Raw genomic sequence first — 17,229 nt, 5'->3', positions numbered from 1 at the left:
AATCAAAAAAAGCGGGAGGGCTGCCGCCTCTCCCGCCAAGACCGGAGCATCTGGAGCGATGGGATTACCAGGTCAGCACGGCGCCCACGGCGAAGGAGTCGGTGTCTTCGTTCTGCGCATCGCCTTCATGGCCATCGATCTCGAATTGGTTGTACTCGGCCACGAGCTTGAGATTGTCGTTGATATCGTGGAACAGGGCGATGCCGCGTGTCTCGTAGTCGGCCCCCGTGTTGACCACGCCATTGCCGTCGTCCCTGGTCTTGCCGTAGGACACTGCCAGGCGGTTCTTGCCGAAGCGGTAGGACCCTTGGAGCAGGTAACCGTCGCTGTCCACTTCCCGCAGAGTCGGTTCACCTGCGTTGTTGGTGAAGAACGGGTTGATGCCCTTGGCCTGGAAGCCCGAGCCGACCACGGTAAAGGCCCCCATCTTGGCCTGAACGCCGTAACCCAGGCCCTTGGAGGTCACGCTGTCGACTCTGGGGTCGGTATTCTCCGAAGTCTGGTAGGCGCCATTGACCCAGGAATAGACCTGCGCGCCGGCCAGATCGAATTCGTAAGTGACCTCCGACTCGAAGCGCGGGTTTTCCTGGTAGGCCTTGCCGGTCGGACTGTCGTCATTGGTGTCCACCGGGTCCATGATGCCCACGGCGGCGCGCAGGCCATCGCTCTTGGGGCTGCGGTAGGTGATCTGCGACGTCGGGAAAGGATAGGGATACCCGCTGCCGATATTCCCGAAGGACACGCCGCCTCCGTCCACCAGACCCAGGGTATCGCTCACCTGGCCATAACCGGCCAGCAGTTCATCGAGCAGGATGTTGGAGCGTGCGAACAGACCGAAATCCTTGCCCACCAGTACTTCGCCCCAGTCGCCCCCGGCCGTGCCATAGAACTGGCGAACATCGATGGCAGTGGCGGTCCCGTTGGTTTCGCTATCGTTGATGGTGACCCAAAAGGATGAGCGTGCCCCGAGCTTGAGATCGTCCACCTGCTTGCCCATGTTGAAGCCGATCCAGTTGGGCAGGAAGCCCATCTTCACTCGCGACTGACGGCGGTCGAACTGTTCGCCGTCGCGGTCCACATCGCTGTTGACGTAAAAGGCGTTGACGTAGCCGTCGGTGGAGAAGGTCGTCTGGTCCTTGTCGTAGAGGACGATCTCGGCAGCGGCCTGCTGGCCAGCCAGGGCAACCGCCGCGGCCAGGGCAAGACGGGACGTTCGGGCTTGGGCGATCTTCTTGTTGTTCATGGCGCTCTCCACTGTGGTTGGACGACCGCTTAGGTCAGTCGTGTCGGAGGCGATTATCGAAATGCCGGCGAGGCCGAAATACGCTGCCTTGGCAGGGTTTTGTCACTGCTTTGGCCAGGGCAGGATCGCCGCGCCGAAAAGGCTTACGACCGGCCTGGACCGAAGTCGTAGACCACAGGTCGGAGACGCGGGCACCACGAGACGAAACCGGAAAGGATCATCTCGAAGGGGTCAGATGGAGTGGGATCAGGCAGGGGTTTGCCAGCTTGGCGAAGGTGCTTCGGCATTGGCCAACGCCAGGCAGGACAGGCCGGCGACCAGGCATTGATGCTGGTCCCGCAACTGGGCCGGGTGCAACGTGGCGAGGGCGTCTCGCACCCTGCCGGCATGGCCTTGCGGCAGGCCCGCGAGACGGTCCCACCAGCATTGCCGCGCATACTCGGAAAAGCTCACGGCCTGCTGCCGCATTTGCTGATCCAGATCGCTGATCAGCCCTTGCAGGCGCCCCTCGCCGAGCCGCAACAGGGTGTCCTGTTGGCGCGCGAGAAACCCATCCACCGCGTCGACGAGTCCCGCCACGGAGGTGCGCGGTGACTGCACTGCGAACAGCAGGCCACGGTGTGGTCCGAACTGACGGAAGCCGCAAGCCAGGGCGTAGCCCAACTGCAACTCACCGCGCAGACGCTGATGGAAAGCCGGCTCCAGGCAACAGCCCAGCAGGCGCCAGCAAGCCTCGTCCTCGGCCGAGGGATGGTGCAGCGGATAAAAGAGCAGCAGCGACGCTTCACTGCCAGGCAGTGCCAACCGCTGCCAGACCCGCCCGCCCTTCTCCACCGGAACCTGGATCGGAGTCGACAAGCCCGGAAGCTCGGCCTCCACCGCCACCTCGCCAACGCCGAGGCCTTGCCAACATGCCTGCAGCCAGAATTGCGCCAGCCCTGCCGTGTCGAGCACGGCAGGCGCCACCTGCATCGGGGCATCCAGAAAGCCGGGCAGGCTTTGCAGCAGCCGCCGGATCGGCAGTTCGCCGGCGGCACGACGCTGCTCCTCCTGCTGCAGGCGCGGTCCCTGGGCCAGGTCCGGGAGCGCGGGGGCCTGCAGGCAGTGCAGCAGATCCCCCGCGACCTTGCCCACCAGCGCCGCGTTGCCCTGCAGCGTTAACGCCAGGCAACCGTGCTCGGCCTGAAAGCTCCCGTTTACGCCGGCCTGTACCGCAGCCCCGAGCACCGGGCGCAGGGCTCGTTGCAGCCCATGGGCCAGGCCACGGGGCATTCCGCCCCGCCCCGGTAGCCAGCGCAGGAACAGGGCTCCATCTTCGTGAGCGCCGGCAAGGCCGGCAAGGCCGGGAAGCCGTGGAAATGGCAATGGCGACACTATCGCGGATGACACCCTGGTGGGATGCAGGTAAGGGTTCGCAGGGGGTAAGCGCCATTCCCCGGCGGCCTTGGTTGCAGGCGGCGCCTCGAGCCGTTCCAGGCACAGCGGAAAGCCGGCCGAAATCACCGTGGGCGGCCCGAGCAAATCGCAGGTTTCCAGGCGTATCAGGCGTTCCGGGCGCAGCTGTTCGAGGAGGGTCCGGACGCCCGCTTTCGTGGGCAATGGCGCCGCGAGGGCCGTCTCCAGCGGCGCCTGCAGCACCGCCTTGCGCCGCAGAATCCCGAGGCTCTCTTCCCAAAGTCCGGGCCACGGCGACGCTGCGCGGAGGAAGGCCAGCCAATCCAGGACCTCTGCTTCCAGCCGGGCGCAATCGGCCCCGACCACCAGGTCGAACGCCATCGACAGCAACCCCTGCCCGCCGTCGGCATAGGGCAGGGACAGCCGTATGGCATCGCACAGCGCGAGGGATGCCAGCCATGCGTGCAGGCCACCGGTGGAACCATTGGCGATGAGGAGTTCAAGGAAGACCAATGCGGCGCTCAAGTCCTGCGCCTTTCCTTCCAGCACGAAGGCCAACAGTAGTCGCTCGCGACCGCCCGGAACCCCGAGCCTGATCCTGCCCGCGCGAAGAGGCTGCATGGGCGGGAGGACGGACTTCGGCAGTGTCTCGCCTTTCGGCAGTTGGCTACCCAGGCGCTGCGCCAACTCCCGCAGCTCATCCAGAGGTTGCGGGGCTACCAGGCTCAAGCGCATGTTCCGCGCGTGGTACTGGCTCCGATGGAAATGCCTGAGGGCCGGGAAGAAGTCATCCGTATCCAGCCGCAAGCTGCCGGCGTTGCCGGCATGGAAGTCGGCCAGCGGATGGCCAGGTGCCAAGGCCCAGGCCAGGGCGGCTTCGCACAGCGTCTGCGGGTCCTGCGCACGAGCACGGTACTCGGCCTCCAGCACTTCGCGCTCGCGCCGCGCGGCTTCACTTTCCAGCAAGGGGGTGGCGAGCATGTCCAGGAGCCGTGCCAGGGCGCCCTCCAGACGCTGCGCCGGCACTTCGCAGAAGAACCGCGTGCTGCGCGCGCGCGTGCTGGCGTTGACCCGGCCTCCCAGGCCCTGGACGAAGGGAATCAGTCCCTCGCCGGGAGGAAAATCCCGGCTGCCGAGAAAGACCACGTGCTCGACGAAGTGCGCCAATCCCGGATACTCGGCCGGTTCATCGTGGCTGCCGGCACTTACTTCTACCGCCGCCGCCGCCGTGGCCCCTGGCCGTCGCAGCAGGCGAACTCGCAGACCGTTGGGGAGACGCAAGTCCACAGGGGATGGCGCTCTGGGGGCGTTGATCGAAGAAGACATGGCGCGCCGGATAGCCGCGGAATACAGCCATAGCTTCAACAGCGTCCAACGGTGAGGCAATGCTGCTTTGGACTTAATTTTTCACGAGTGGCGCGGTACGTTCGTAGCAGTTGCCCGCCCTGACGCTCAACCGTTCCACTCCCGCTTGCACTCCATCAGGAAGTCAATGAAGGCGCGCAGGCGCAACGGGACATGACGACCGTGCGGGTACAGCAGCGTATACGGCCGCGAGCGGCCGCCGAACGCTTGCAGGACTTCCACCAGCGAGCCCTCTTCAAGTTCCCGCTCGACGATGAAGCGGTAGGTCTGGAACAGGCCGGCGTCATGCTTGGCCAGGGTCACACCGCCAAGGACATCGTCCGAGCAGCAGTAGTTGCCGCTGGCGAAGATCTCCCGCTCCTTGCCGTCCTCGGTGAAAAGCCAGGAGATACGGCGGCCACTGCTGGGCAGCTCGAACTGGATGCAGTCGTGCCTCTCCAGATCGTCCAGGGTGGTGGGCGTGCCCGCCTTCGCCAGGTACTCCGGCGTGGCGACCACCACCAGCGCCGCGTCTTCGAGGTGCCGGGCGATCAGTGTCGAGTCGGGCTGGGCGCGCACGCGGATCGCCAAGTCGTAGCCCTCCCCTACGAAGTCGATATTGCGGTTGCTCAGATGGATGTCGATCTTCACGCCGGGATGGCGCTCGCGGAAGCGCGACAGCAGCGGGAGGATGCGATAGTGGCCATAGGTCGTGGGAATGCTGATGCGCAGTACGCCCGTGGGTTCGAGCTGCTTGCCCATTACTTCGCGCTCGGCTTCCACCAGTTGGGTCAGCGCCTGGCGGCTCTGCTCGAAATAGGTACGGCCGTTTTCCGTGAGTCGGATGTTGCGTGTCGTCCTCACGAACAAGCGCGTGCCAAGGCGTTCCTCCAGCCGCGAAATCGACCGGCTCACGGCCGCCGGTGTCACCCCTGCCGAAAGCGCCGCAGCCGTGAAGCTGCCCTCCTCCGCTGCCAGGCAGAAAAGTTCGATACTGCCCAATTGAATGTCATCGAAGTGGCGTTTCACGACTCATTACACCAAGTATCAACTGAAGTATCCGAGCCTACATTTATCCACCGAACCCGCACAAATATAGTTCGACCGCCCCCATCGACTCCGGATCTTCCGGGACCTGTGTGCAGTACAGCGTCGCGCCAGGTGCCAACGTGATCTCGGCACTTCCGCCCGAGCAGCCGGTACAGGTTCATGTGGGGGCAAACCGGACCAAGGGTGGGGTCGTCCCGCTGCCCTGGTACCAATAACCAATCCTCCAAGGAGGCTCAAGATGCCGTTCGTTAGCGTTCGTATCACCCGTGATGGCGTGACCCGGGAACAGAAGGCCCAGGTCATCGCCGAGATCACCGACACCCTGCAGCGCGTACTGGGCAAGCGCCCTGACCTCACGCACATCGTGATCGAGGAAGTGGACACCGATAACTGGGGCTACGCCGGAATGACCACCACCGAGTACCGCAAGAATCAGCCTGGCTGACGTCACTCCGGCCAGTTCCCACCCGGCACGGTGCCGGGTGGGCAACCGCAACGACGTCCACTGTCCTGGCCCCCGGCCGCTCCGGGCCTCTTCGTTTCCTCCCTCGGCTGGCAACGATTGATTACACCAGGTATCAACTCAAACAAGTCAAGACACATTTATAAACTCAGACATCGTGAATAAAGTGATTCCCAAGGGCGGAATCCCCCCTCTTAACCGAACCGCCGCCCTCAACATCCACTGCGAGGAACAGATCATGAGCAACAAGACCGTCGTCATCACCGGAGCATCCAGCGGTATCGGCCTGGGCCTGGCCAGGGCCTTCATCGAACAGGGTTACAACGTCGTCGGCACCGCCCGCTCCATCGAGCGCCTGGAGGAAGCCGCCGCCAGCCTGGGACAGCCGGCCAAATTCCTTGGCGTGGCCGGCGATGTGGCCGATCCGGCCACCGCGCGCCAGGTGTTCGATGCCGCCATCGAAGCCTTCGGCAGCGTTGAGGTGCTGGTGAACAACGCCGGTTTCTTCCTGCCCAAGCCCTTCATCGAATACAGCCCGCAGGACCTGGAAGCGCTGCTGGACACCAACCTCAAGGGTGTCGTCTACAGCTCCCAGGTGGCAGCCGCGCACATGCAGCAGCGTGGTGGCGGCCACATTATCAACATTTCCGCGGCGGTGGCGCTGCAGCCGAACATCAGCGTCCCGGCCGCGCTGCCGGTCCTGATCAAGGGCGGCATCAACCAGATGACCCGAGCCCTGGCCCTGGAACTGTCGCCGCACAACATCCAGGTCAATGCCGTGGCCCCTGGCATCATCGACACGCCCATGCACGATCCGGCGGCCCGTGAGTTCCTGAATAATCTGGCACCGTCCGGCCGGGTCGGTACCATCGAGGAAATCGCCGACGCCGTGCTCTATCTGGCCCGCGCCAACTTCACGACCGGCGTGGTCCTGGCCGTGGACGGTGGCATGAGCACCGGCAAGTGGTAATGGCGTAGACCCAAGGGGAGGCATGGCCTCCCCTTGATCTTGCCAAGCCGCCAGACGATCAGGTGGCACTCCCCTCCTTCTCCGCCGCCGTCCGCTCCTGCAGCAGCTTCTGGATGATGGCCTCCTGCTCTTCGTAATCACCCTCACCGATATGCAGGTGACGGACACGGCCGTTGGCATCGATGAAGTAGTGCGCCGGCCAATACTGGTTGGTGAACGCATTCCAGATACGGTACTGGTTGTCGACCGCCACCGGATGCTTGACGCCCAGGCGTACGGTCGCCTCGCGCACGTTGTCGATGATCCGTTCGAAGGGGTACTCGGGCGTATGCACGCCAATCACCACCAGACCCTGGTCGGCGTAGCGCTCTGCCCATTGGTTCACGTAGGGCAAGCTGTTGCGACAGTTGATGCAGTCAAAGGTCCAGAAGTCCACCAGCACCACCTTGCCACGCAGTTGCTCGTTGGTCAGCGACGGGCCGTTGAGCCACAGGGTGGCGCCATCCAGCGACGGCATCGCCCCGAGGTCCGGCAGTTGCTCGATGCTGTCTGCGCGGGCACTGCTCACCAGCTTCTCCAGCAGGACGGGAACGCCCTCGATCACCTTGCGCTCCAGTTCGGCAGACAGGCGTGACGACCCCAGCGCCGCCAACTGATTGCTGGTTCCGCTGGCAATCCCCACCAGCGCCACCAACGCCAGGGCGCCAGCGCCACGCCGCAGCCATTCCACCGCACGCAGCGACAGTTTCGCCCGCTGGAAGGCGCCGCGCCCAAGGAAGATCAGGGCGCCCATCGCCAGGGCACTGCCGAGGCCGAAACTCATCAGCAACACACTGGTGGAGACACTGGGGCCGTTGAGCATGGCACCGGACAGGATCAGCCCCAGGATCGGACCTGCGCAAGGCGCCCACAGCAGGCCCGCGGCGAAGCCCATCAGCCAGGCGGAAAGCGCCGGTGGCAGGCGCCGGGCATCGCCGTGCAGCCGATTGCCCATCCAGAGCCAGGGGCGCGACACCCAGGTACCGAATCGACTGGAAAGCAGCGCTACGGCCGAAACGCCCAGCAGCACCAGGGCCAGGTCGCGCCCCCACTCGCTGGCGTGGATCACCCATTCACTGGAAACCACCGCCAGGCTCGCCAGGACGGCAAAGCCGGACGCCAGGCCTGCCAGGGTCAGCAAGGGCGACCAGGTGGGACCTCCCGCCCGGGAGAACAACAGCGGCAAGACAGGAAGAACGCAGGGACTGAACAGGGTCAGCACCCCACCAAGAAAGGCTACGAGCAGCATGAGGCACCTCGATGGCAAATGACGTTGGCGGCGCGCCCACCGCTTTTCGGCTGCATGAACCGCAGGGTTCCGGGCCAGCGGACGCGATTCACACCGTTCAATTTTCGTTGCTGCACACATCGGCGTGCTTGCGGTACTCCAGGCTGCGCAGCTGGCCGCTGGAATCCAGGTAGTCCATGCGCGCATCGACTACCTGGCACAGCACGGACGGTTCCTCATGGACCGCGATAACCTTCTTTACATCCAGGTGCATGCCATAGTGGTAGCGCTCGGGGGGAGCGCTCTCGGCGGCGTGCGCCACGGCACTGACAACATTGAAAGTAGCCGCCAGCAGGCAGGCGGCACCCAGGGACATGAACTTCATGCTGATCTCCTGACCGATGAGTAAGGGGAGCGGATCAAGCACCGCATCCGTCAGGGCCTATTCCATCGCCGGGGGGTATCTTCGATGTGTCCGGCGCCAGCGGACATTGCGCCGTCAGGTATCGGCAACGCCCGTGGATACACAGGGATACGCAGGGCCTTGTGCAAGCGCAGGTATCTGGGCGGCGGCGGATACACTGGAATACAAAGCGCGCAAGGCAAGCGCCGCCAGGGCCGATACACTGGCCCCCATCGAGCTGAACGAGGTCTTTCCATGGAGCATGTCGATCACATCCTGATCGTCGACGACGACCGGGAAATCCGCGAGCTGGTGGGCAACTACCTGAAGAAGAACGGCCTGCGCGTGAGCCTGGCGGCAGACGGCCGGCAGATGCGGGCGTTCCTCGACGCCAACGTGGTGGACCTGATCGTCCTCGACATCATGATGCCCGGCGACGATGGGCTGCGCCTGTGCCGCGAGCTACGGGTGGGCCGGCACAAAGCGACGCCGGTGCTGATGCTTACCGCGCGCAACGAGGAAACCGACCGCATCATCGGCCTGGAGATGGGCGCTGACGACTACCTCACCAAGCCCTTCTCGGCCCGCGAGCTGCTGGCGCGGATCAACGCCGTGCTGCGCCGCACGCGCATGCTGCCGCCGAACCTGCAGATTACCGAGAGCAGCCGGCTGATCGGCTTCGGCAAGTGGCGCCTGGACACCACCGCCCGTCACCTGCTGGACGCCGAGGGCACCCTGGTTGCCCTGAGCGGAGCCGAATATCGCCTGTTGCGGGTGTTTCTGGATCATCCGCAGCGGGTCCTCAGTCGCGAGCAATTGCTCAACCTCACCCAGGGCCGCGAGGCGGACGTGTTCGACCGCTCCATCGACCTGCTGGTCAGCCGCCTGCGGCAACGCTTGCAGGACGACGCCCGCGAGTCGGCCTATATCAAGACCGTTCGCAGCGAGGGCTACGTCTTCTCCTTGCCCGTGCAACTGATCGAGCCCACTGCGTGATGGCCCTGTCCCGCTGGCCACGCACCCTGGCCGCGCGCCTCGCGCTGATCTTCCTCGGCGGGCTGCTGCTGGCCTATGGATTGTCGTTCGCTTCACAGTTCTACGAGCGCTACCAGACCGGGCGCAATGTGATGCTCGGCAACCTGGAGCACGACGTGAGCACCGCCGTGGCACTGATCGACCGCCTGCCGGCGGAGGAGCGCAGCCGGTGGCTTTCGCTCCTGGAACGGCGCAACTACCGCTATCGACTGGACGAAGGCCTGCCCGGCAAGCCGATGGACATGGCCCAGGCCCCGATGGCAGTGACCTCCATCGAGCGCGCCATTGGCCAGCGCTACGCGCTGCGCTTCGAAAACATTCCCGGCCCGCACCCGCATTTCCAGGCCCACCTGGTACTGAACGATGGCCGACCACTGACCATCGACGTCACCCCCGGCCCCATTCCAGTCGCCCAATGGCTGCCCGTTGTGCTGATCCTGCAATTGGCGCTGCTGCTGGTCTGCACCTGGCTTGCGGTGCGCATGGCGATCCGTCCGTTGACCCGCCTGGCCCAGGCCGTCGACCACCTCGACCCGGACGCCTCGGGCCCGCTGCTGGACGAACGCGGCCCCCAGGAAGTGGCCTATGCCGCGCGCGCGCTCAATGCGCTGCAGGGGCGCATCGGCGCTTACCTGAAAGAGCGCATGCAGTTGCTGGCCGCCATTTCCCACGACCTGCAGACCCCCATCACGCGCATGAAGCTGCGTGTCGAGCAGATGGAGGGTTCGCAGGAGCGCGACAAGCTCTGGAGCGACCTGAACGAAATGCAGCACCTGGTGCGTGAAGGCGTCGCCTATGCACGCAGCATGGACGGCGCCAGCGAGCCCCTGTGCCGCATCGACCTCGATGCCTTCCTCGACAGCCTGGTCTGCGATTACCAGGACAGCGGCCAGGCCGTGAGCCTCGCCGGGGCCAGCGGAATGCTGCTGGAAACCCGCCCTCATGCCCTGCGACGGGTACTGAGCAACCTGATCGACAATGCCCTGAAATTTGGCGGCAACGCCCAACTGGACGTGCACCGCGACGCACTGGGCCATGTACAGGTGCAGGTACTGGACAACGGGCCGGGCATCGCCGAGGCGGAACTGCAGGACGTGTTCAAACCGTTCTACCGGGTGGAGAGCTCACGCAACCGCAGCACCGGTGGCACCGGCCTCGGGTTGGCCATCGCCCTGCAATTGAGCCAGGCCCTGGGCGCCCGCCTGACCCTCGCCAACCGTGACGGCGGCGGCCTCTGCGCACAACTGGACCTCGGCGGCGCGACCTGAGGCTCTGTACACAGCGATACATGGCGGCCTTCGGCGGACACATCCGGGACAAGCCCCCTTGTCAGCATGGGCACATGAGCAGCGCCGGCATCCCGCCGACCGCGCCAGGCAAAGGAGCCCGCCCATGCCTCCCTTCGTCACCCCCCTGTTCAACCACCTCGACCGCGTCGGTGCCTGGGGCGCCGACCTCCCCCTGCGCCTGTTCCTGGCCTGGGAGTTCTATGAATCCGGACTGGAAAAATGGAATGGCCAGAACTGGTTCGCCGATATCCAGTCCGCCTTTCCCTTCCCCTTCAACCTGCTTTCCGCCGACCTGAGCTGGCAACTGTCGATGTGGGTCGAGCTGATCGCGCCCCTGCTCCTCTTGCTTGGCCTGGGAACCCGCTTCGCCACGGCGGCGCTGATGGTGTTGACCGTGGTCGCCATCGCCGCCGTGCACTGGCCGGCGCACTGGTCGAGCCTGGCCGAACTGGCCCAGGGCTACGCCATCAGCAACAAGGGCTTCGGCAACTACAAGCTGCCGCTGATCTATCTCATTGCCGCCCTGCCTCTGCTGCTCAACGGCGCTGGGCGGTTCAGCCTGGACGCACTGTTGTTCCGCAGAAACGCCTGACCGGCCCGGCGAAACGAAGCCCCCTTCCTTTAGCGACGTGCTGGAGTGGCATACCCCATCCCGCTCCGCCTTGCCAGTCAGGGAATCCACGACCGGGTACTGACGTTCACCACGGCGATGGGGCCTGGCCTGCTCCGCCATGACCTGTACCTCGAGGTTCTGCACCGTGTTCGCCGGCAGGCGCCGCTAGCGCCTTCATTTCTGCCTTCACAAAAATTTGAATTCCGCTTGACCGGTGCTTGACGTGGTCGCGCTTACAGTCCGGGCGCCATCTCTGTGGCTTAACCTTCAAGGACATCACATGAACAAACTGCCGACGATCACCCTGGCATTCTGGGTGATGAAGATCTGTGCCACTACGCTGGGCGAAACCGCCGGCGATCTGCTGTCGATGACCCTCGATGTCGGTTACGCGATCAGCTCGCTGATCCTGATCAGCCTGTTCCTCGTTTCCCTGCTGGGCCAACTGCGGGCCAAAGGCTTCCATCCTGCGCTCTATTGGACCGTAATCCTCACCACCAGCACCGCCGGCACGACGATGTCGGATTTCATGGATCGCACGCTCGGTCTGGGCTATGCAAGCGGCTCGGTCCTCCTGTTGGCCCTGCTGCTGGGCGTGCTGGCGGCGTGGCGCTTCAGCGAACGTACGGTGTCGGTCGCTCACATCGACAGCCGCCGAGGGGAGTTGTTCTATTGGGCGGCGATCCTAGTGTCCAACACCCTGGGGACTGCGCTGGGTGACTACCTGGCCGATGATTCCGGCCTGGGCTTCGTCGGCGGGGCATTGCTGATCGGCAGCCTGATCGCGAGCGTAGCCCTGGCCTACTACTGCACCCGTGTTTCACGCGTACTGCTGTTCTGGCTGGCCTTTGTACTGACTCGCCCCTTTGGCGCCACACTCGGTGATGTGCTGACCAAGGCGCACGACAAGGGCGGCCTCGACTTCGGCACCGTTGGCTCATCGTCGATTCTCGCCGCTGTGCTGGTTGTGCTGGTCATCGTGGCGATCCGCGGTCAACGCACCGAACCGCCCCTGCAACCCATTCCAGTCGAGCGGCGCGACCGGCACCGTAGCTGACGCCCCAGGAAGACGGAGCGGCCGTGGCACCCTCCGCAAGCGCCATTGCGTCGACACGGCCGCCAGACACATTCATTTGAACTTGGGAAACCACGTCCTGAGGACGTGGTCATGAGTTATCGGCTCTGCCTGTGACGATTGGGCTGCCCGGGTATCAGGATGACGTTCGTAGGATGTGGTTGAGCGAAGCGATACCCATCGGTCCCAGCAAACGGCATGGGTTTCGCCGGCTCAACCCATCCTACGTTGCTACGTCGTCGTGGCCAGTCTCGTCGCAGGGAAGCGCTTGGGGGGAAGACCCGTCAGTGCTCCCGGATTTCCTCCCGGCCCCGATTTGCCAGGCGGCACCTGGATGCCCCCTTCTAGGGGGCCAAGAGCAAGTCCACGTTCTACGAACGTGGATGTTTACTCGAGCGTGGGAACCAGCAGCGTGCTGCCCTCACCCATCAGCCAGTCCCGGTTCAGGTCCGCGCAGCGATGCAGGTGTTCGGCCACCAGCGTGATGCGCTTGAGGCGGCGCAAGTCTTCGCTGTAGTAGATCCAGAACTGCCTCGTCACCTCCACGTCGCCCGGTAACACGGCCTGCAGCCTCGGGTCGCCGGCCACCAGGAAACACGGCAGGATGGCCAGCGCCTTGCCCTGCAGCGCGGCCTGGTACTGGGCGATCACACTGGTACTGCGTAACTGGCTCATGGCCCCGGGCAGCAGGTCGTTCAGGTACAGCAGCTTCGGACTGAACGCCAGGTCTTCGACATAGGTGATGAACGGGTGGCGGGCCAGGTCGTCGCGCGACCGGATCGGCGGGTGCTTCGCCAGGTACTCCGGCGAGGCGTACAGGCGCAGGCGGTAGTCGGCGAGCTTGGAGCAGACATAGGGGCCGCGTTCCGGCCGCTCCAGGGTGATGGCGATATCCGCCTCGCGTCGCGACAGGCTGACGAAGTGCGGCACCGGCAGGATGTCCGCGGAGATGTGCGGGTAACGCTCGAGAAAGCGGCTCATCTGCGCGGTCACGAAGTAGGAGCCGAAGCCTTCGGTACAGCCGATCCGGACGTGTCCGGAAAGCCCCAGGCGCGTACCGGAAACCTGCTCGCAAGCGGCCTGCAGGGTGCTTTCCAGGGTCTCGGCGTGGCCCAGCAGGCGCTGGCCTTCCACCGTGAGAACGAAGCCCGCCGCGCGCGACTTCTCGAACAGCAAGGCACCGAGTGCCTGTTCCAGGGCGCGCACGCGCCGCGAGACGGTGGTGTAGTCGACGCCCAGGCGGCGCGCGGCGGCGGTGGCGGTACGGGTTCGGGCGACCTCCAGGAAGAAGCGCAGGTCATCCCACTTGACCTGATCGGGGCTGGCACTTTTTTGCATGTCCATCAGGATATTTATCCGCTCATGGGTGGATGGATGCCTGCATATACGCACAGCCAACGACTGCGGCCAAGCGACTTTTCCTGGCTACCCTGTGCCGCCCATGGCCCGCGCTGAGTCTGCAAAGCCCCACCTACGGGCAGGCCATTCGTAGCCTCGCGGTCTACTAATGACTTTTTTGCACATCGCACCGGTTTTTCTGCGCGTTCTTATCTGATTTGCGCCTGCCTATACTCAAGCCACCCGCCGGCCACGGGCCGGAAGACCCGACAAAAACAATCAAGGGTACGCACCATGAACGCCAACAGCCTTCCTTTCCTTGCCGCCCGTGACTTCCTGCTCACCCACCGCACCGACTACGACACCGCCGTGCGGGATTTCCGCTGGCCGCAGCTCGGCGAATTCAACTGGGCCCTGGACTACTTCGACGAGATGGCCCGGGACAACCAGGCCACCGCACTCTGGATAGTCGAGGAAGACGGCAGTGAGTGCCGCTACAGCTTCCGGGAGCTGGCCGAACGCTCCAACCGCGTCGCCAACCACCTGCGTGCCCTGGGCGTGAAACGCGGCGAGCGGATCCTGATGATGCTCGGCAACGACATCGCCCTCTGGGAAACCATGCTGGCCGCCTTCAAGCTCGGCGTCGTGGTGATTCCCGCCACCGCCCTGCTCACCCCCGAGGACCTGCGCGACCGCATCGAACGTGGCCGCGTCCGCCACCTGGTGGTCGGCGGTGCCCACCTGGAGAAGTTCAACGGCCTGGCCGAAGGCTGCACCCGCATCAGCGTCGGCCAGGAGGCGCCGGGCTGGACGCCGCACACAACCGCGCAGGAATACGCCGCCGAGTTCGAAGCCGACGGTGTGACGCTGGCCACCGATCCGATGCTGCTCTACTTCACCTCCGGCACCACCTCCAAGCCGAAGATGGTGCTGCACAGCCACCAGAGCTACCCGGTCGGCCACCTCTCCACCCTGTACTGGATCGGCCTGCAGCCCGGCGACCTGCACCTGAACATTTCCTCCCCCGGTTGGGCCAAGCACGCCTGGAGCTGCTTCTTCGCCCCCTGGAACGCCGGCGCCTGCATCTTCATCCACAACACTTCGCGCTTCAGCGCCCCGGCCCTGCTCGGCGTGCTGGAACGCTACGGCATCACCAGCCTGTGCGCGCCGCCCACCGTCTGGCGCATGCTGATCCAGGAAGACCTGGCCGGTTACCGTGGCCGCCTGCGCCTGCGTGAGCTGGTGGGGGCCGGCGAGCCACTCAACCCGGAAATCATCGAGCAGGTCCACCAGGCCTGGGGCCTCTGGCTGCGCGATGGCTTCGGCCAGACGGAAACCACCGCCCTGGTCGGCAACACCCCCGGCCAGACGCTCAAGCCCGGTTCCATGGGCCGCCCGCTGCCGGGATACCGGGTGACCATGCTCGATCCCGACGGCCAGCCTGGCCACGAAGGCGAAGTGGCCCTGCCGCTGGACGTACGCCCCCTGGGCCTGATGCTCGGCTACGAAGACAGCCCGGAAAAGACCGCCGAAGTGATGCGCGACGGCTACTACCGCACCGGCGATACCGCGCAGGTCTGTGAAGACGGCTACATCACCTTCGTCGGTCGCGCCGACGACGTGTTCAAGTCGTCGGACTACCGCATCAGCCCCTTCGAACTGGAAAGCGCACTGATCGAACACCCGGCCGTGATGGAAGTGGCCATCGTGCCCAGCCCGGACCCGGTGCGTCTGGCGGTGCCCAAGGCCTTCCTGATTCTCGCCCATGACCAGCCCGGCAGCGCCGAACTGGCCTGCAACATCCTCGCCTTCGCCCGCGAACACCTGGCGCCCTACAAGCGCGTCCGGCGCATCGAGTTCGTCCATGAACTGCCCAAGACCATCTCCGGGAAGATCCGCCGGGTGGAACTGCGGCAGATGGAAGTGCTGCGCTGGCAAAGCGCTGCACGGGGCGAGCAGGAGTACTTCGAAGAAGACTTCCCGCAGCTCAAGGGCTGAATCCGCACCGCGACTGAAAACCTTACCGCTCGGCGCATCGCGCCGAGGGGCCTCACTCGACTCCATGACAGCAGGCAGGACCCGACAATGACCTCTTCCAGCGTTCCCAGCGTCAAGCTGCTCATCAACGGCGAACTCGTCGAATCCCGCACCACCGAGTGGCGCAACGTGGTCAACCCGGCCACCCAGGAAGTCCTGGCCCGCGTGCCCTTCGCCACCCAGGCGGAAATGAACGCCGCCGTGGCCGCTGCCAAGGAGGCCTTCAAGACCTGGCGCAAGACCCCCATCGGTGCCCGCGCGCGCATCTTCCTCAAGTACCAGCAACTGATCCGCGAAAACATGAAGGAGCTGGCCGCCCTGCTCACCGCCGAGCAGGGCAAGACCCTGCCGGACGCCGAGGGCGACATCTTCCGCGGCCTGGAAGTGGTGGAGCACGCCGCCAACATCGGCTCCCTGCAGATGGGCGAGCTGGCCAATAACGTGGCCGGCGGCGTGGACACCTACACCCTCAACCAGCCCTTGGGCGTGTGCGCCGGCATCACCCCGTTCAACTTCCCGGCGATGATCCCGCTGTGGATGTTCCCCATGGCCATCGCCACCGGCAACACCTTCGTCCTCAAGCCCTCCGAGCAGGACCCGATGGTGACCATGCGCCTGGCCGAGCTGGCCCTCGAAGCCGGCATCCCGAAAGGCGTGCTCAACGTCATCCACGGCGGCGCCGATGCGGTGAACCTGCTCTGCGACCACCCGGACATCAAGGCCGTTTCCTTCGTCGGTTCCACCCGCGTGGGCACCCACGTCTACAACCGCGCCACGCTGAACGGCAAACGCGCCCAGTGCATGATGGGCGCCAAGAACCACGCCATCGTCCTGCCCGACGCCAACAAGCAGCAGACCCTCAACAACCTGCTGGGTGCCGCCTTCGGCGCCGCCGGCCAGCGCTGCATGGCGCTGTCGGTGGCGATCCTGGTGGGCGAGGCGCAGAGCTGGGTGCCGGAGCTGGTGGAAAAGGCGAAGACCCTGAAGATCGGCGCCGGCGTGGAGCCGGGTACCGATGTCGGTCCGGTGGTCTCCTGCGCCGCGCTGGAGCGCATCAGCGGCCTGATCGCGACCGGCACCGAGGAAGGCGCCACGCTGGAGCTCGACGGCCGTAGCCCGAGCGTGCCGGGCTATCAGGACGGCAACTTCGTCGGCCCGACCATCTTCTCCGGCGTGACCCCGCACATGACCATCTACCGCGAAGAGGTCTTCGGCCCGGTGCTCTGCCTGGTGAACGCCGCGACCCTGGACGAAGCCATTGCCTTCATCAACGCCAACCCGAACGGCAACGGCACGGCCCTCTTCACCCGCTCCGGCGCCGCCGCGCGGCACTTCCAGGAAGAGATCGACGTCGGCCAGGTCGGCATCAACGTACCGATCCCGGTGCCGGTACCGCTGTTCTCCTTCACCGGTTCACGCGCCTCCAAGCTCGGCGACCTCGGCCCCTACGGCAAGCAGGTGGTGCAGTTCTACACCCAGACCAAGACCGTCACCGCGCGCTGGTTCGACGAGGACGAAGTCGGCGGCGCCGTGAACACCACCATCACCCTGAAATGACCCCTGCGGGCCGGCGCCTCGCGCCGGCCCGCCTGGAGCAGCGGCATGGAATTCGCCGCCGGCGCCGCCCTGGACAAAGGCATTCACGCCTGCGTGGAAACCCGCCCCCCGCTTCTCCCACCACTGACCGAATTTCCCGGCCCATCCCTG

The 17,229-nt window shown here is 65.1% G+C and carries 14 protein-coding genes; 8 read left to right on the top strand and 6 right to left on the bottom strand.

The window, feature by feature from the left end:
- Nucleotides 1-64: 64 nt before the first annotated feature.
- From PJW05_RS13280 to PJW05_RS13270, 3 genes are all read right to left on the bottom strand, one after another.
- Nucleotides 65-1,243 (bottom strand): porin, encoded by a 1,179-nt coding sequence (locus PJW05_RS13280; RefSeq protein WP_271407490.1) that lies wholly within the window; start codon nt 1,241-1,243, stop codon nt 65-67.
- A gap of 246 nt (nt 1,244-1,489) precedes the next feature.
- Nucleotides 1,490-3,964 carry a pyrroloquinoline quinone biosynthesis protein PqqF gene (gene pqqF / locus PJW05_RS13275; protein ID WP_271407489.1) on the bottom strand — a complete coding sequence of 825 codons (2,475 nt, stop codon included), beginning with the start codon at nt 3,962-3,964 and terminating at the stop codon, nt 1,490-1,492.
- Between the two features lie 126 nt (nt 3,965-4,090).
- Nucleotides 4,091-5,011 (bottom strand): LysR family transcriptional regulator, encoded by a 921-nt coding sequence (locus tag PJW05_RS13270; RefSeq protein ID WP_271407488.1) that lies wholly within the window; start codon nt 5,009-5,011, stop codon nt 4,091-4,093.
- Nucleotides 5,012-5,270: 259 nt separating this feature from the next.
- On the opposite strand from PJW05_RS13270, the gene PJW05_RS13265 reads away from it, so the two are divergent.
- On the top strand, nt 5,271-5,477 hold the full coding sequence (locus PJW05_RS13265; protein WP_271407487.1) for a tautomerase family protein: 207 nt from the start codon (nt 5,271-5,273) through the stop codon (nt 5,475-5,477).
- Nucleotides 5,478-5,733: 256 nt separating this feature from the next.
- On the top strand, nt 5,734-6,465 hold the full coding sequence (locus PJW05_RS13260; protein WP_271412155.1) for an SDR family NAD(P)-dependent oxidoreductase: 732 nt from the start codon (nt 5,734-5,736) through the stop codon (nt 6,463-6,465).
- A 58-nt stretch (nt 6,466-6,523) separates the two neighbouring features.
- Here the strand turns inward: PJW05_RS13260 and PJW05_RS13255 are convergent, their stop codons facing one another.
- The gene (locus PJW05_RS13255) at nt 6,524-7,753 is read right to left on the bottom strand and encodes a cytochrome c biogenesis protein DipZ (RefSeq protein ID WP_271412154.1); all 1,230 of its coding nucleotides are present in this window, start codon (nt 7,751-7,753) and stop codon (nt 6,524-6,526) included.
- A 97-nt stretch (nt 7,754-7,850) separates the two neighbouring features.
- On the bottom strand, nt 7,851-8,117 hold the full coding sequence (locus tag PJW05_RS13250; RefSeq protein WP_271412153.1) for a DUF2790 domain-containing protein: 267 nt from the start codon (nt 8,115-8,117) through the stop codon (nt 7,851-7,853).
- A 273-nt stretch (nt 8,118-8,390) separates the two neighbouring features.
- On the opposite strand from PJW05_RS13250, the gene PJW05_RS13245 reads away from it, so the two are divergent.
- The 4 genes from PJW05_RS13245 to PJW05_RS13230 all read left to right on the top strand — a co-directional run bounded on the left by PJW05_RS13245 (nt 8,391) and on the right by PJW05_RS13230 (nt 12,129).
- Complete coding sequence (locus PJW05_RS13245; protein ID WP_271412152.1) at nt 8,391-9,131, top strand: response regulator; 741 nt, start codon at nt 8,391-8,393, stop codon at nt 9,129-9,131.
- Nucleotides 9,131-10,438: a sensor histidine kinase gene (locus PJW05_RS13240; protein WP_271412220.1), complete on the top strand. Its 1,308-nt coding sequence runs from the start codon at nt 9,131-9,133 to the stop codon at nt 10,436-10,438. The genes PJW05_RS13245 and PJW05_RS13240 overlap by 1 nt, the downstream gene beginning before the upstream one ends.
- Before the next feature lie 124 nt (nt 10,439-10,562).
- Nucleotides 10,563-11,051, top strand: a complete 489-nt coding sequence (locus PJW05_RS13235) for an HvfX family Cu-binding RiPP maturation protein (protein WP_271412151.1) — start codon at nt 10,563-10,565, stop codon at nt 11,049-11,051.
- Nucleotides 11,052-11,352: 301 nt separating this feature from the next.
- Complete coding sequence (locus tag PJW05_RS13230; protein WP_271412150.1) at nt 11,353-12,129, top strand: COG4705 family protein; 777 nt, start codon at nt 11,353-11,355, stop codon at nt 12,127-12,129.
- Between the two features lie 405 nt (nt 12,130-12,534).
- Here PJW05_RS13230 and PJW05_RS13225 read toward each other — a convergent pair whose 3' ends face one another.
- Nucleotides 12,535-13,491: a LysR family transcriptional regulator gene (locus PJW05_RS13225; RefSeq protein WP_442969234.1), complete on the bottom strand. Its 957-nt coding sequence runs from the start codon at nt 13,489-13,491 to the stop codon at nt 12,535-12,537.
- A gap of 288 nt (nt 13,492-13,779) precedes the next feature.
- On the opposite strand from PJW05_RS13225, the gene PJW05_RS13220 reads away from it, so the two are divergent.
- The gene (locus tag PJW05_RS13220; protein ID WP_271412149.1) at nt 13,780-15,483 is read left to right on the top strand and encodes an AMP-binding protein; all 1,704 of its coding nucleotides are present in this window, start codon (nt 13,780-13,782) and stop codon (nt 15,481-15,483) included.
- Between the two features lie 87 nt (nt 15,484-15,570).
- The gene (locus tag PJW05_RS13215; RefSeq protein WP_271412148.1) at nt 15,571-17,079 is read left to right on the top strand and encodes a CoA-acylating methylmalonate-semialdehyde dehydrogenase; all 1,509 of its coding nucleotides are present in this window, start codon (nt 15,571-15,573) and stop codon (nt 17,077-17,079) included.
- Nucleotides 17,080-17,229 lie beyond the last annotated feature (150 nt).

The sequence above is a fragment of the Pseudomonas sp. Q1-7 genome (genome assembly GCF_028010285.1).
Taxonomy (GTDB): domain Bacteria; phylum Pseudomonadota; class Gammaproteobacteria; order Pseudomonadales; family Pseudomonadaceae; genus Metapseudomonas.
This window is presented reverse-complemented; position numbering and strand designations above follow the sequence as displayed.